We start from the raw sequence: 14,689 nt of genomic DNA, 5'->3' as shown, positions 1-14,689 counted from the left end.
GGACGTGACTTCGGATACGGCTCCGGACATGACCCCGAACACGACCCCGAACACGGACGTGACCCCGGGGCCTGTGCTCCTGCCCGAGCCGAAGCGGCTCGGCGTGCTCTCGCGCCTCGCCCCCGAGCCGATGAAGGTGGTCCTGAACTGGGGCCGCCGCTACTCGCTCTGGGTCTTCAACTTCGGCCTCGCCTGCTGCGCGATCGAGTTCATCGCGGCGTCGATGGCCCGCCACGACTTCATCCGCCTCGGCGTCATCCCGTTCGCGCCGGGCCCCCGCCAGGCCGACCTGATGGTCGTGTCCGGCACGGTCACCGACAAGATGGCCCCGGCCGTGAAGCGCCTGTACGAGCAGATGCCCGAGCCGAAGTACGTCATCTCCTTCGGCGCCTGCTCCAACTGCGGCGGCCCGTACTGGGACTCGTACTCCGTCACGAAGGGCGTCGACCAGATCATCCCCGTCGACGTGTACGTCCCCGGCTGCCCGCCCCGGCCCGAGGCCCTCCTCCAGGGCATCCTCAAGCTCCAGGAGAAGATCGCCAGGGAGTCGCTGGGGGAGCGCTACGGAACCTCGCGCCCCTCCACGGCAGCCCTCCAGAGCGGCCTCGTACAGCCGCCGTCCGCGCAGCCGTCCTCCACAGGGCCGTCGGCCACGGGGGACGCCCGATGACCGGTTGGCTCCCCGCCCCCGTCGAGGAACTCTTCGGCCCGGACACCACGGCCGAGGAGTCGTACGAGGTCCTGACGGTCGACGTACCGCCGACGTCCTGGCTCGCCTCCCTGGAGACCGCGCGCGACGACCTCGGCTGTACGTACTTCGACTGGCTGAGTGCCGTCGACGAACCCGGCACCGGTTTCCGCGTCTCGGCCCACGTCGTCGCCCTCGCTCCGGTCCGCCGCCTCCTCGTACGGACGACCGTCCCGCACGACGCCCCCGTACTCCCCTCCGCCGTCGAGGTCTACGCGGGCGCCGCCTGGCACGAACGCGAGACCCACGAGATGTTCGGCGTCACCTTCGAAGGCCACCCCGGCCTGGACCCGCTCCTCCTTCCCGAGGGCTTCGAGGGCCACCCTCTCCGCAAGGACTTCGTCCTGGCCGCGCGTGTGGCCAAGGCCTGGCCGGGCGCGAAGGAACCGGGCGAGTCGGAACACGGCGGCCCGAAGCGCCGCCAGATGCTCCCGCCGGGCGTTCCCGACCCCAACGAGTGGGGCCCCCTCAAGGGCCAACTCCCGCCTGCCCCGGCCCGTCCGGCCCGAGGCACCGCACGTGCCGCAGGCGACCGCCCGGTGCGGCGGGCCCGCACGGCGGGGGAGGGCTCGGCAAGCCAGGCGGCTGCGCCGGGTGCGGCTGCTGAGGGTGCCGCGTCTGCGGGTTCGCAGGCTGGGGGCGCCGCGTCCCCGGAGGGCGGCGGTGCCGCAGCGGAGGCTCGGCCTACGGCCCGACGGGCTCGCAGCGTGAGCGAGGGCTCGGCGACCCAGCGCGGCACCGACCCTTCGGCCGCGGGCGCGGAAGCTGAGTCGGCTCCCGCTCCCGCTCCCGCTCCTGCTTCGGAGGCGGCCCAAGCCCCGGCCCCCACCGCGGGGGTTGCCCCGTCCCCGGCCGAGGGCACCGAAGCCGCACCGGCATCAGAACCGGCACCGCCGCCAGCGTCGACGTCCCCCCGCAGAGCGCGCACCGCGGGCGAAGGCTCGGCGTCACAACGCCAGGCACCTGCCACACCCGCCACACCCGACGCTCCTGCCCCACCCGCCGCCCCCTCCGGCGACGATCAGCCGACCGGCCCGGCACGCCCCCGCAGCTCGGACGCCCCCTGGCACCACGCCCGCCCCGCCTTCGACGAGGCCGACCAGGACTCAGCCACGGAGAAGCCGCCACCGACCGAGCAGCCCGCACCGGAGCCCGAGAACACCCCGGAATCCGAGGCAACCGAGCCCTCGGAAGCTCCAGAAGCCGACTCCACCCCCAGCCCCACTCCTAACCCCACCCCCACCGACGACGAAAACCCCCCAGGAGGCCGGCAGTGAACGACGTGCTCGACGTCGCCCTGCGACTCCTGATCGTCTTCGTCGTGTTCCTCACCTTCCCGCTGATCGTCGGTCAGACGGAACACAAGGTGATGGCCCACATGCAGGGCCGCCTCGGCCCCATGTACGCGGGCGGCTTCCACGGCTGGGCCCAACTCGTCGCGGACGGCGTGAAGTTCGCGCAGAAGGAAGACATCGTCCCCGCGGGCGCGGACCGACGTATCTTCCAGCTGGCCCCCGCCGTCGCCCTCCTCCCGTACCTCCTCGTCCTCCTCGCCATCCCGATCGGCCCGGGCGAGGGCGCGGTCGGCGAGGTCATCGACGCGGGCATCTTCTTCGTACTCGCCGTGATGGGCGTGGGCGTCCTCGGCTCGCTCATGGCGGGCTGGGCCTCGGCCAACAAGTTCTCCCTCCTCGGCGGCCTCCGCACCGCCGCCCAACTCCTCGCGTACGAACTCCCGATGCTGCTCACCGCCGCCTCGGTCGCGATGGCGGCGGGCACGGTCTCCCTCCCCGGCATCGTCGACGCCTTCGAGTGGTGGTGGCTGCCCTGGCAGATCGTCGGCGCCATCGTCTTCTTCGTGGCAGGCCTCGCCGAACTCCAGCGCCCGCCCTTCGACATGCCGGTGGCCGACTCGGAGATCATCTTCGGCGCGTACACCGAATACACGGGCCTCCGCTTCGCGCTGTTCCTCCTCGCCGAGTACGCCGGAATCGTCGTCCTGTGCGGCCTGACCACCGTGCTCTTCCTGGGCGGCTGGCACGGCCCGTGGGACGCCGACGGCCTCGGCTGGGTCTGGACCCTGCTGAAGACGGCGGTCCTCGCCTTCGTCGTCATCTGGCTGCGCGTCACCTACCCCCGCCTGCGCGAGGACCAGCTCCAGAAACTCTCCTGGACCCTCCTCGTCCCCCTCTCCCTCGCCCAGATCGCCCTGACCGGCGTCGTGAAGGTGGTGATCTCGTAACCATGGCCCCCATCCCTGGCTCCGGCCTCGCCAAGGGTCTGGCCGTCACCCTCCGCACGATGACGAAGAAGACCGTCACCGCGCAGTACCCGGACGCCCAGCCCGAACTCCCGCCCCGCACCCGCGGCGTCATCGGCCTCTTCGAGGAGAACTGCACGGTCTGCATGCTGTGCGCCCGTGAGTGCCCGGACTGGTGCATCTACATCGACTCCCACAAGGAGACGGTCCCGCCCGCCGCCCCCGGCGGGCGCGAGCGCAGCCGCAACGTCCTCGACCGCTTCGCCATCGACTTCGCCCTCTGCATGTACTGCGGTATCTGCATCGAGGTCTGCCCCTTCGACGCCCTCTTCTGGTCCCCCGAGTTCGAGTACGCCGAGACCGACATCCACGAACTCACCCACGAGCGCGACAAACTCCGCGACTGGATGTGGACCGTCCCGGCCCCGCCGGCCCTCGACCCCGGAGCCGAGGAACCGAAGGAGATCGCCGCCGCCCGCAAATCCGCGGAGAAGCTGGCGGCCGCAGCCCAGCCCGAACCCACACCGGAACCCACATCTGAACCCGGAGCGGCGCCCGGGGCTGGGTCCGGCCCCGCCCCGCAGGCCAAGCCCACCGATCCGCAGGGCGGTGAATCGTGACCCTCGCCGCAGCCACCGCCATGGCGGCCCACGCCACGACCACCTCCGCCGCCTCCGAATCCCAAGGCTTTCTCTCCCCGACCGGCGTCGAGATCGCCTTCCTCCTCGTCGGCCTGGTCACCTTCGGCGCCGCGGTCGTCACGGTCACCACGAAGCAGCTGGTGCACGCCGCCCTGTGGCTGGTGGTGGCCCTCGGCGGTCTCGCCGTCGAATACCTTCTCCTCACGGCCGAGTTCATCGCCTGGGTGCAGGTCCTCATCTACGTCGGCTCCGTCGTCGTACTCCTCCTCTTCGGTCTGATGCTCACCAGGGCTCCCATCGGCCGCTCCCCGGACGCCGATTCCGGCAACCGCTGGGCCGCCCTGACCGTGGCGATCGCCGCGGCAGCCGCCCTCGTCTGGGTCGTCGTTGACGCCTTCCGGACGACCTGGATCGACCTGGACGGTGCCGCCGCCGGCTCCACCGAGGTCACCGGCGCGAGCCTCTTCCAGAGCTGGGTGCTCCCCTTCGAGGCCCTCTCGGTCCTGCTGCTCGCAGCCCTGGTCGGCGCGATCGTCCTGTCCCGCAAGGCCAAGGCGAACACGGCGACCACCACGAGCGTCCCGAGCACGCGAAGCAACGGCACCCGGACCGACGGCCCCGGAAACGACACCCCCCGGAGCGACAAGGAAGGCGCCCGCTGATGCACCTCGCCTATCCCGCCGTGCTCTCCGCCCTCCTCTTCTCCACGGGCCTGTACGGAGTCCTCGCGCGCCGCAACGCGATCCTGGTCCTGATGTCCGTCGAGCTGATGCTCAACGCCGTCAACCTGAACCTCGTCGCCTTCGACGTCTGGCTCAGCAAGACCGCCCAGGACACGCTCCACTCCGGCCAGGCTCTGACCCTGTTCACCATCGCCATCGCCGCCGCCGAGATCGGCATCGGCCTGGCGATCGTCCTCGCCGTCCACCGCAACCGGGGCACCGCGGACATCGACAAGCTCCGCGACACCGCCGAGACCGACGACGACTCCGAGCCCGACGACTCCGGCGCCGCCCGTCCCGTACCGGCCGAGAAGGCTGAGGCCACCGCGTGACCACGACCACCCTCGCCGTCCTCGTCCCCCTCCTCCCGTTCCTGGGCGCCGTGGCCGGCCTGCTCCTGGGCCGCACGGCCCCCGGTTTCGTACGCCCCCTCGCCGTCCTGCCCCCGCTCGCGGCCCTCGGACTCGCCGTGGTCGTCGCCGTACGACAGGGCGGCGGCCAGGCGGTGAGCGCCGCCACCGAGCTCACCCCCACCGGCTCGGTCCCCATCGAACTCGCCCTGTACGTCGACGGCTTCGCAGCCCTCGTCGCCGTGCTGGTCGGCCTGGTCGCCACCTGCGTGCAGATCTACTCGACGGGCTACCTGCGCGACGACCCGCGCTACCCCTCGTACGCCGCTCTCGTCTCCCTCTTCACCTCCGCGATGCTGCTCGTCGTCTACTCCGGCGACCTGATGGTGCTGCTGGTCGGCTGGGAGATCATGGGCATCTGCTCGTACTTCCTCGTCGGCCACTACTGGGAGACCCCGGAGGCACGCGCCGCCTCCATCAAGGCCTTCCTGGTCACCAAGCTCGGCGATGTCCCCTTCCTGATCGGCCTGTTCGCGCTTGCCACCGACGCCGGGTCCTTCCGCATCACGAAGATCCTCGGCAACGTCGCGAGCGGCGGACTCGACCACCCGACCCTGATCGCCCTGCTGCTCCTGGCCGGTGTGGCGGGCAAGTCGGCGCAGTTCCCGCTCCACACCTGGCTCCCCGACGCGATGGCGGGCCCCACCCCCGTCTCCGCGCTGATCCACGCCGCGACGATGGTCGCCGCCGGTGTCTACTTCATCGCCCGACTCCTCCCGGTCTTCGCCGCCTCCTCGGCGGCCCTGGTCGTCCTCGCGGTCATGGCCGCCGTCACGATGGCCGGCTCGGCCCTCGCCGCGCTTGCCCAGGACGACATCAAGCGCGTCCTCGCGTACTCGACGATCGGCCAGCTCGGCTACATGACCGGCGCCCTCGCCGTCGGCGACCGCGGCGCCGCCGTCTTCCACCTCCTCTCGCACGGCGCCTTCAAGGCGCTGCTGTTCCTCGGGGCAGGCGTGATCATCCACGCCGCCGGCACCAACTCCCTGGCCGCCATGTCCCGCATGAAGGACCTGCGCGCCCGCGTCCCCGACGCGTACTGGACGATGACCGTGGCGCTCCTCGCGCTCGCCGCGATCCCGCCCTTCAGCGGCTTCTTCACCAAGGAGGCCGTCCTCGGCGCCGCCGAGCACGTCGCCACCGGGCACGCCGAGGGCATTCCCGGCGCCGTCGGCTGGATCGTCCTCGTCGCCGGCCTGGTCACGGCCCTGCTCACCGCCGCGTACGCGATGCGCCTGTGGCTCCTCGTCTTCCGCGGCCACGGACCGGAGGCCCCCGACCACGGCAGGCAGCCCATCGCCATGAACGCCGTCCTCTGGGTGCTCGCCGTCCCGTCGCTCGCCTTCGGACTCGCCACCGGCCCGCTGCCCGAGTGGTTCGACGGACGCGACCTGACCCCGACCCTCACCACCGCCGTGCTGGGCACGGGTGTGGCTCTGGTCGGCGGCATCGTCACGTACGGCGCCTGGCGGCACACCATGGCCATGGCGGCCCGCGTACCGATGGGTGCGGTCGCGGCCCACCCCCAGGGGGACGCAGGACTCGTCGAGGCCGAGGCCATCGCCAGCCACGCGCCCGCGTACGGAGACGTGGCCTCCGCGCCCGACCCGGCGGACCCGGGCCGACTCCTGCTCGGCCCGCTGCACCGCCATGCGGCCGTCGGCTTCCACCTCGACGCCGTGTACGCGGCGCTGTTCGTCCGCCCGGTCCAGGCCGCCGCCACGCTCGTACGGTTCCTCGACCGCGAGGTCGTCGACACCTACGTACGCGGCGCGGGAGCCCTGCCCCGCTGGCTCGGCACGGCCGTCCGGCGTGCCCAGACCGGCAATCTGCAGACCTATGTGAGCGCGCTGCTCGCCGGCACCGTCGTCCTGGTGGTCGCCGCCCTCCTCGTCGCCACAGCGGGAGCGTGAGCAGGCGTGATCGATATCAGTGAATCCGTGATGCAGGTCCTTCTGGCATTCATCGTCGTCGGCCCGCTCATCGGGGCCGCCGCGGCTCTCCTGCCGGCTCCGCCCGGGCTGAAGGGGAAGTCGCCCGAACAGGCCGTGCTGCGGCACGGCGTGAGCGTCACCGGCGCCGTGCTCATCGCCGCGATCGTCCTCACGCTGGGCTTCGACCACGACCATCCGTCGAAGATGCAGGCCACGACGGACATCAGCTGGATCCCCGCACTCGACGTGCGGATCCACCTCGGCATCGACGGCATCTCGCTCCCCCTCCTCGTACTGACCGCGCTGCTGACCTTCCTCTGCGCGCTGTACTCCTACTTCAAAATGCCGTCGGGCCCGTCCCCGAAGGCATTCGTGGCGCTCGTCCTCGTTCTCGAGTCCGGCACCCTCGCGACCTTCGCCGTCCTCGACCTGCTGCTGTTCTTCCTGGCCTTCGAGATGGTGCTCATCCCGATGTACTTCCTCATCGCCCGCTGGGGCGGTGAACAAAAGCAGGCCGCCGCCTGGAAGTTCATCCTCTACACACTGCTCGGTTCCGTCGTCATGCTGTTGGGCCTGCTCCTGATCGGAATCAAGGCGGGCACATTCGACATGGTGGCACTCGCCACTGACAATCACCCGGCGCTGACCACATCGGTGCAGGTCATCGCCGTTCTGGCGATCGGTATCGGGCTCGCCGTCAAGACACCGATGTGGCCGCTCCACAGCTGGCTGCCGGACGCGCACACCGCCGCCCCGACCGTCGGCTCGGTCCTGCTGGCCGGCGTCCTGCTGAAGATGGGCACGTACGGCTTTGTCCGGATCCTGCTGCCCATCACGCCGGACGGCATGAGCACGTTCGCGCCCTACCTCGCCGCCTTCGCGGTCGTCGGCATCATCTACGGATCTCTCGCCTGCCTCGCCCTCGCCAAGCAGGGCGCGAAGGGCGACCTCAAGCGCCTCATCGCGTACTCCTCCGTCGGCCACATGGGCTTCGTGCTCCTCGGCATCGCGTCGATGACCCCGACCGGCGTGAACGGCGCGCTGTTCGCCAACATCGCCCACGGCCTCATCACCGGCCTGCTCTTCTTCCTGGTCGGCGCGCTCAAGGACCGCACGGGCACGACCGACCTCGACACCCTCGCGCAGCAGACCGGCGCCGCGCTCTACGGCAAGGCGCCCCGGCTCGGCGGCCTGCTCGCCTTCGCCGCCGTCGCCTCGCTCGGCCTGCCGGGCCTGGCCGGGTTCTGGGGCGAGATGCTGGCCCTGTTCGGCGCGTTCGACCCCGCCGACGGCCTCAGCCGCCCCGCGTTCCTGACCTTCATGACGATCGCCGCGTTCGGCACCCTGCTCACCGCCGCGTACATGCTCGTCGTGGTCCGCCGCGTCTGCATGGGCGCGGTCCCGCAGGAGGGGCCGAAGCTCGCCGACGTCCAGTCGTACGAGTTCGCCGCCTGGACGCCGCTCGTCGTCCTGACCGTCATCGCCGGGCTCTGGCCCAAGGCACTGCTCGGCCTGACCGACCCGGCCGTGCAGCAGCTCTTCGCAGGAGGCACCCGATGAGCGCCCAGGCCCAGTCCCTGGTCCAGTCCGTCGACTGGCTCGCGATCGCGCCGCCCACCATCGCGGCGGTCGTCGGACTCGTGGTGCTCGTCACCGACCTGTTCGTGGGAGACAACAGGAAGGCCCTGCTCGGCTGGGTCTCCGTCGCCGGACTCGCCGCCTCCGCGCTCATGCTGCTGCCCCTCCTGGACGGCGACCGCTCCACCTTCTGCCTGACGGGCGACGCCGCTGTCTGCAGCTACACCGCGGACCGGTTCACGCTGGTCATCCAGTTCCTCGTCCTGGGAGGCGCACTCCTGGCGGCCCTCCTGTCGATGACGGCCCTCAAGGACGCCGACAAGGAACTCCCCGAAGGGGAGTTCTGGTTCCTGTTGCTCTCCTCCGCCGCGGGCGCCGCCCTGCTGCCAGCCTCCCGCGACCTCGCGACCCTGATCGTCGCCCTGGAGGTCGCCTCCCTGCCCGCCTTCGCCCTCGTGGGCATCAAGCACGGCGACAGGAAGTCCTCCGAAGCGGCCCTGAAGTTCTTCCTGTCCTCGGTCACCGCGACCGCCGTGAGCCTCATGGGCATCAGCTTCGTCTACGCGTCGACAGGCACCCTGTACCTCACGGAGATCGCCACCAGGATCGAGAACGTCGACGACCAGTTGCAGACGCTCGCCCAGGCGGGAGTCGTCCTCACCCTCGTCGGCTTCGCCTTCAAGACCGCCGCCGTCCCCTTCCACTTCTGGGTACCCGACACCTACGTAGGGGCGCCTCTCCCGGTCGCGGCCTACCTGTCGGTCGTCGGCAAGGCGGTCGGCTTCTCCGGGCTGATCCTCGTCACCGTGATCGCCCTCCCGTCGTACGCGGACGTCTGGGGCCCCGCACTCGCCGCCCTGGCCGCGCTCACCATGACCGTCGGCAACGTCGGCGCCCTCAGACAGCGGTCCACGCGCGCGTACAGCGCGGTCCGCCTGCTCGCCTGGTCCTCCGTCGGCCAGGCCGGCTACCTCCTGGTGCCGATCGCCGCCGCCGCGTACTCCGAGGACGCCGAGAAGGCCATCGGCTCCACCGTCGCGTACGCCCTGATGTACGCCGCGGTGAACCTCGGCGCCTTCGCGGTGGCCGCCCTGGTGGCCCGCACGAAGCCGCTGAACCGCGTCAGCGACTACCGGGGCCTGTACGCCTCACGGCCCCTCGCGGCGCTCGTCCTCGGCTTCTTCCTGCTCTGTCTCGCGGGCCTGCCGCCGGGCATCATCGGCCTCTTCGCGAAGGTCACCGTCTTCTCGGCCGCCGTCGACGCGGGCCTCGGCTGGCTCGCCGTGGTCATGGCCGTCAACGTCGTGATCGCGCTCTTCTACTACCTCCAGTGGACGACCCTCCTGTTCCGCGCCCCGGAGGGCGAACCAGAGACCCACCGCGTACCGGCCCCACTCACGGCCGCGATCGCCCTGACCGCCGTCCTCGGTATCGCCCTCTCCGGAGCACCCCAACTGATCCTGCGCTTCTCCGACACCGGCCTCTTCTGACCGCCGCTGCCGCAAAGCATGCGCACGCGCGCGTGGAGCATCCGAGCCCCACGCGCGCCTGCGATGTCCCCCTTCATCACCCGGACGGCCCACGCGCGTCGCCGCGCGCACAAGGGAACTAGTGCTTCCCGCCTGGCGTTGACCAGTACGGGAGGGTCCACTGGACCGTGGAGCCACGGACCAGTGACGTCAGAGATCGACAAGCAAAGGGTTCCCCTGCCGCACGACTTGGAGGGCGTACCGTGCACCGCCGGCACAACGGGCTCAGGACCGCCGTACTCCTCGGGGGACTGTCCGCACTCATCATCGGCATCGGCAGTTTCTTCGGGCGTATGGGCCTCGTCGTCGCACTCGTCGTCGCGATCGGCACGAACGCGTACGCGTACTGGAACAGCGACAAAATGGCTCTACGCGCGATGCGCGCGCGCCCGGTGAGCGAGTTCGAGGCCCCGGCTCTGTACAAGATGGTCCGCGAGCTCTCCACACAGGCCCGCCAGCCCATGCCCCGGCTGTACATCTCCCCGACGGAGGCGCCGAACGCGTTCGCGACGGGCCGCAACCCGCGCAACGCCGCCGTGTGCTGCACCGAGGGCATCCTGCGCATCCTGAACGAGCGGGAGCTGCGCGGCGTCATCGGCCACGAACTGAGCCACGTCTACAACCGCGACATCCTGATCTCGTCCGTCGCGGGCGCCCTGGCCTCCGTCATCATGTTCCTGGTCAACTTCGCCTGGCTGATCCCGATCGGGCGATCCAACGACGACGACGGCCCCGGCATCCTCGGCATGCTGTTGATCATGATCCTGGGCCCGCTCGCCGCGTCCCTCATCCAGCTCGCCATCAGCCGCTCCAGGGAGTACGAGGCGGACGCGTCAGGCGCCCAGCTCACCGGCGACCCGCTTGCCCTCGCGAGCGCCCTGAGCAAGCTGGAGGCAGGCACGAAACAGCTTCCGCTACCTCCGGAGCCGCGCATCGAGACCGCAAGCCACATGATGATCGCCAACCCCTTCCGTCCGGGCCAGGGACTCTCCAAGATGTTCTCTACGCATCCGCCGATGGCGGAGCGCATCGCCCGGCTCGAGCAGATGGCAGGTCGTAACCAGTGAAGACAATCCTGAACATCATTTGGCTCGTCCTGAGCGGCTTCTGGCTGTTCCTCGGCTACGTGTTCGCGGGCGTGCTGCTGTGCATCACCATCATCGGCATCCCGTTCGGCATCGCGGCCTTCCGCATCGCCGTCTACGCCCTGTGGCCGTTCGGCCGGACGACGGTCGAGCGCCGTGACGCGGGCGCGCCGTCCTTCATCGGCAACATCCTGTGGGTGATCCTCGCCGGCTGGTGGCTCGCCCTCGCCCACATCGTGACGGGCTTCCTCCAGTGCATCACGATCATCGGCATCCCTCTGGGGATCGCCAACTTCAAGCTGATCCCGGTCTCGCTGTTCCCCCTGGGGCGCGAAATCGTACGTACGGACCAGCCGTTCGCCTCGTCCCGCTGGTAGGGCGGCTCCGGAGGTGGAGCCCCCGAAGTACGCCCTCGCGGCGTACAGCGCCGAGGACGAGATCGACGAGATCTGGGCCCTGTGCGCGGAAGCCGAGAACCTCTTCGGCGATCCGCAGCCTCCCGCGCGCGGGACGTACGAACTGATCGGCTGTGCCCCCGAGGGCGAGCTGAGCAAGGTCCTCACGCGTGCGCGTGAGGACGGCTCGGCGCCCGTCGGCACGCTGACCCTGGAGATCCTCGACAAGGAGGGCGCACAGGTCGAGGAGTGGTTCCTGGAGGACGTACGCGTCCTCGGCGACCGCCCGTGCGCGCGTGACCTGTCGCTGCGCGACATCACGATCGAGGCGAGCGAGTCGCCGGACAACCCGTACGACTATCCGCAGTGCCCGCCGCTCTCCCCGGGCTACCGGCTGCTCGGTGCACAGAGCGAACCATGGGGCGGCTGCCGGGACCTGGCGCATGTCCTGGACGGGCAGCCGGACCTCGCCGAACCGTGGGTGCGGGTGCTCGGCTGCGCCCCGCGCGGAGCCCTCCAGGCGGCCCTGGACGCGGGGGAGGAGGACCTCGGACACGCCAGGCTGATACGCCTGGACGCGTCCGGCCGCACCGTCCAGTCCGCCGTCGAGGGCGAACTCGTGGCATGGATCCCGTCCGCGCGCGGCCGTGGCCTGGTGGACGTCACGCTCGAACCCTGGTCGGAGCGGCCTCCGACCGCGGCCGAGGAGGTCTGGGAGCTGTGGGACGGCGGCCGGCCCACCGAGCCCGGTCTCTGGGCCGGGTGCGGCGCGGAGGGCCGCCGCCACTGGCTGAGCATGGCGTTGGACCATCACGAGCCGGACAGGCCCGACGCAGAAGCCGGCGGCACGTTTCACCTCGACGGCCGCCGCATCACCGACCTGCCGGGCTTCTTCTGCGCGCTGGGCGAGGCGGTGAACGGGCCCGGAGGCTATTTCGGTTGGGGGCTGGACGCGCTCGCCGACTGCCTCTGCGGCCGCTGGGGAGCTCGGTGGCCCTTCACCCTCGTCTGGCACGACGCGGAGGTCGCCCGTACCTGCCTCGGCCTCGTCCCGCGCACAGGTCAGCGGCCCTGGACGTTCGAGGAACTCCTTGAATTCTTTGGGGAGAAGGGCATCGCCGTCCGTCTCGAATGAGGGTTGTCCACAGGCTGCCCGAATGTCAGTGGCGCCCTGCATCATGAATGCATGACCGAGATCGAGCAGTTGCTGGCACGTGTCTCCACCGAGGCACGCAACTCCCGGCCGTGGGGCTGGCCTTCGCTCCCCGAGCCCGTGGACGCGGCGACGCTCGCCCGCGCGGAGTCCACCCTGGGCTTCACCATCCCGCCGCTGCTCGCCGCCCTCTATCTGCGGATAGGCGACGGAGGATTCGGCCCGGAGTACGGTCTGCTTCCCCTGCTCGACAGCCCGCCGTCCGGCGAACCCGCCGTCGTCGCGCAGTACCTCGCCCATCGCGAGAGCGGCCGCAAGGACCCCGAATGGCCCTGGCCCGAGGGCGTCCTGCCGATATCCCACTGGGGCTGCGGGATGTACGCCTGCGTGGACTGCCGCACCCCCGACGCCACCGTCCTCCTCTTCGAGCCCAACGCGGACGAGGCCGACCACGCCTGGTACGTGGACGCGCCCACCCTCACGGCCTGGCTCCACACCTGGCTCGACGGCACGGGCTGGTACGACGAGTCCCACGACGGCGCGGATCTGGAGCCGTGGGGCGACTTCCGCATACGCACGGGGGCGGCGCGGGCTTCGTAGCGGAGTTTCAGCCTTCGACTAGGGGGCGCCCTTTCCGGGAGGGGCGCGGGACTGTGACATTTGCGGCTCCGCCGCGGGGCGAGCCGGCCCCCATGACCCGCATCTCCTACAAGCGCCCTCAGCGCCGAGCCCTCTGCGCTGAACCCTCCGTACGGAGCTCCGCCCGCTCAGCGCTCAGCACGGGACAGCCGTCTCCTCACCCCATACACGCCCGCTCCCAACCCCAGCACGCCCACGCCCACAACCACCGACACCCACGGCAACGCGAAAGCCAAGGTCACACACCCCGCCAGCCCCACCACTGGCGCAACCCGGGACACGACCGTCGAACTCAACGTCCAGGCCGCCGCGTTGGCGATCGCGTAGTACACGAGTACCCCGAAGGAGGAGAAGCCGATAGCACCCCGCACATCCACCGTCGCGGTCACCGCGACGACCACCGCTCCGACGGCCAACTCCGCCCGATGAGGCACCTGGAAGCGCGGATGCACGGCGGCCAGCGCGCTCGGCAGATGCCCGTCGCGGGCCATCGCCAGCGTGGTCCGTGACACCCCCAGGATCAGCGCGAGAAGGGAGCCGAGCGCTGCTACGGCGGCGCCCACCCGCACGACCGGGACGAGTTCCGGCATGCCCGCGGCGCGCACCGCGTCGGCCAGTGGTGCCGTTGCCCGACCGAGCCCGCCCGACCCCAACACAGAGAGGACGGCCACCGCGACAGCCGCGTACACGACCAGCGCGATGCCCAGCGCGAGCGGGATCGCGCGCGGAATGGTGCGCGCCGGATCCCGCACCTCCTCGCCGAGCGTCGCGATCCGCGCGTACCCGGCGAAGGCGAAGAACAGCAGGCCGGCTGACTGAAGCACGCCGCCGACACCTCCGGAGACCCCCACGTCCAGCCGCCCGGCGTCGGCGTGCGCGGAGGTGAGAGACACGACGACCACGGAAGCGAGGACCCCTAGGACCACCGCCACGATCGCCCGCGTCAGCCACGCGGACTTCTGGACACCGCCGTAGTTCACCGCGGTCAGCGCCACCACGGCCCCGACGGCCACGGCGTGCGCCTGCTCCGGCCAGACGTACGCGCCCACGGTGAGCGCCATCGCCGCACACGAGGAGGTCTTGCCGACGACGAACGACCAGCCCGCCAGATACCCCCAGAACTCCCCGAGCCGCTCCCGCCCGTATACGTACGTCCCGCCGGACGCGGGGTAGCGGGCGGCGAGGCGCGCCGACGCTGTCGCGTTGCAATAGGCGACGACGGCGGCGATGCCCAGGCCGAGGAGAAGTCCGGACCCGGCGGCCCGTGCCGCGGGCCCCAGGGCGGCGAAGATTCCCGCACCGACCATGGATCCGAGGCCGATGACAACGGCGTCGCCGACGCCGAGCGTCCGCTTCAGCTCCGCCGTGCGCTGCGACGCTCCGGGCCGGGCCGAACCGGTTCGGCCGGAATCCGACTGTGCCATGGGTCGCACCCTACTGATCAGTGCAACCGGTCGCCGCCGTGCCGACGTCCTCCCCAGCAACAGCAAACGAACACCAGTGACAGCAAACGAACAAGCGAGCAAACAAGCGCGCGATCGGCAACACCAGAACGGCATGAACAAAGCCTGGCCGGAGAAAGATCACAGCACAGG

At 70.8% G+C, this 14,689-nt stretch carries 14 protein-coding genes; 13 read left to right on the top strand and 1 reads right to left on the bottom strand.

From position 1 onward, the window contains the following. Positions 1–28: 28 nt before the first annotated feature. The 13 genes from ACN20J_RS21020 to ACN20J_RS20960 all read left to right on the top strand — a co-directional run bounded on the left by ACN20J_RS21020 (position 29) and on the right by ACN20J_RS20960 (position 13,055). Entirely contained in the window at positions 29–670 is a 642-nt protein-coding gene (locus tag ACN20J_RS21020) for an NADH-quinone oxidoreductase subunit B (protein ID WP_361896058.1), read from the top strand. Continuing rightward, positions 667–2,025, top strand: coding sequence for an NADH-quinone oxidoreductase subunit C (locus ACN20J_RS21015; RefSeq protein WP_419666511.1), 1,359 nt, complete (start codon positions 667–669; stop codon positions 2,023–2,025). Before ACN20J_RS21020 ends, ACN20J_RS21015 begins: the two co-directional genes overlap by 4 nt. Further along, on the top strand, positions 2,022–2,990 hold the full coding sequence (locus ACN20J_RS21010; RefSeq protein WP_189844540.1) for a complex I subunit 1/NuoH family protein: 969 nt from the start codon (positions 2,022–2,024) through the stop codon (positions 2,988–2,990). Before ACN20J_RS21015 ends, ACN20J_RS21010 begins: the two co-directional genes overlap by 4 nt. Positions 2,991–2,992: 2 nt before the next feature. Further along, positions 2,993–3,628 carry a 4Fe-4S binding protein gene (locus ACN20J_RS21005; protein ID WP_419666510.1) on the top strand — a complete coding sequence of 212 codons (636 nt, stop codon included), beginning with the start codon at positions 2,993–2,995 and terminating at the stop codon, positions 3,626–3,628. After that, on the top strand, positions 3,625–4,311 hold the full coding sequence (locus ACN20J_RS21000) for an NADH-quinone oxidoreductase subunit J (protein ID WP_419666509.1): 687 nt from the start codon (positions 3,625–3,627) through the stop codon (positions 4,309–4,311). The genes ACN20J_RS21005 and ACN20J_RS21000 overlap by 4 nt, the downstream gene beginning before the upstream one ends. Then, positions 4,311–4,703 (top strand): NADH-quinone oxidoreductase subunit NuoK, encoded by a 393-nt coding sequence (gene nuoK / locus ACN20J_RS20995; protein ID WP_189844538.1) that lies wholly within the window; start codon positions 4,311–4,313, stop codon positions 4,701–4,703. The genes ACN20J_RS21000 and nuoK overlap by 1 nt, the downstream gene beginning before the upstream one ends. Beyond that, the gene (locus ACN20J_RS20990) at positions 4,700–6,694 is read left to right on the top strand and encodes an NADH-quinone oxidoreductase subunit L (RefSeq protein WP_419666508.1); all 1,995 of its coding nucleotides are present in this window, start codon (positions 4,700–4,702) and stop codon (positions 6,692–6,694) included. Before nuoK ends, ACN20J_RS20990 begins: the two co-directional genes overlap by 4 nt. Before the next feature lie 6 nt (positions 6,695–6,700). Continuing rightward, a complete protein-coding gene (locus ACN20J_RS20985; RefSeq protein WP_189844536.1) occupies positions 6,701–8,275 on the top strand; it encodes a complex I subunit 4 family protein in 1,575 nt (524 codons plus the stop codon). Then, a complete protein-coding gene (locus ACN20J_RS20980; protein ID WP_419666507.1) occupies positions 8,272–9,783 on the top strand; it encodes an NADH-quinone oxidoreductase subunit N in 1,512 nt (503 codons plus the stop codon). The genes ACN20J_RS20985 and ACN20J_RS20980 overlap by 4 nt, the downstream gene beginning before the upstream one ends. 242 nt (positions 9,784–10,025) lie before the next feature. Next, positions 10,026–10,889 carry a zinc metalloprotease HtpX gene (htpX, locus tag ACN20J_RS20975; protein WP_055614640.1) on the top strand — a complete coding sequence of 288 codons (864 nt, stop codon included), beginning with the start codon at positions 10,026–10,028 and terminating at the stop codon, positions 10,887–10,889. After that, on the top strand, positions 10,886–11,284 hold the full coding sequence (locus ACN20J_RS20970) for a YccF domain-containing protein (RefSeq protein WP_055614639.1): 399 nt from the start codon (positions 10,886–10,888) through the stop codon (positions 11,282–11,284). The genes htpX and ACN20J_RS20970 overlap by 4 nt, the downstream gene beginning before the upstream one ends. Positions 11,285–11,297: 13 nt before the next feature. Further along, complete coding sequence (locus tag ACN20J_RS20965) at positions 11,298–12,437, top strand: barstar family protein (RefSeq protein WP_419666506.1); 1,140 nt, start codon at positions 11,298–11,300, stop codon at positions 12,435–12,437. Positions 12,438–12,488: 51 nt separating this feature from the next. Continuing rightward, positions 12,489–13,055 carry an SMI1/KNR4 family protein gene (locus ACN20J_RS20960; protein ID WP_364186349.1) on the top strand — a complete coding sequence of 189 codons (567 nt, stop codon included), beginning with the start codon at positions 12,489–12,491 and terminating at the stop codon, positions 13,053–13,055. Between the two features lie 167 nt (positions 13,056–13,222). Here the strand turns inward: ACN20J_RS20960 and ACN20J_RS20955 are convergent, their stop codons facing one another. Next, the gene (locus tag ACN20J_RS20955) at positions 13,223–14,518 is read right to left on the bottom strand and encodes an APC family permease (protein ID WP_419666505.1); all 1,296 of its coding nucleotides are present in this window, start codon (positions 14,516–14,518) and stop codon (positions 13,223–13,225) included. Positions 14,519–14,689: the final 171 nt, after the last annotated feature.

Origin of the sequence: Streptomyces sp. 2-1 (assembly GCF_048564895.1) — a bacterium.
Classification (GTDB): Bacteria; Actinomycetota; Actinomycetes; order Streptomycetales; family Streptomycetaceae; genus Streptomyces; species Streptomyces phaeochromogenes.
This window is presented reverse-complemented; position numbering and strand designations above follow the sequence as displayed.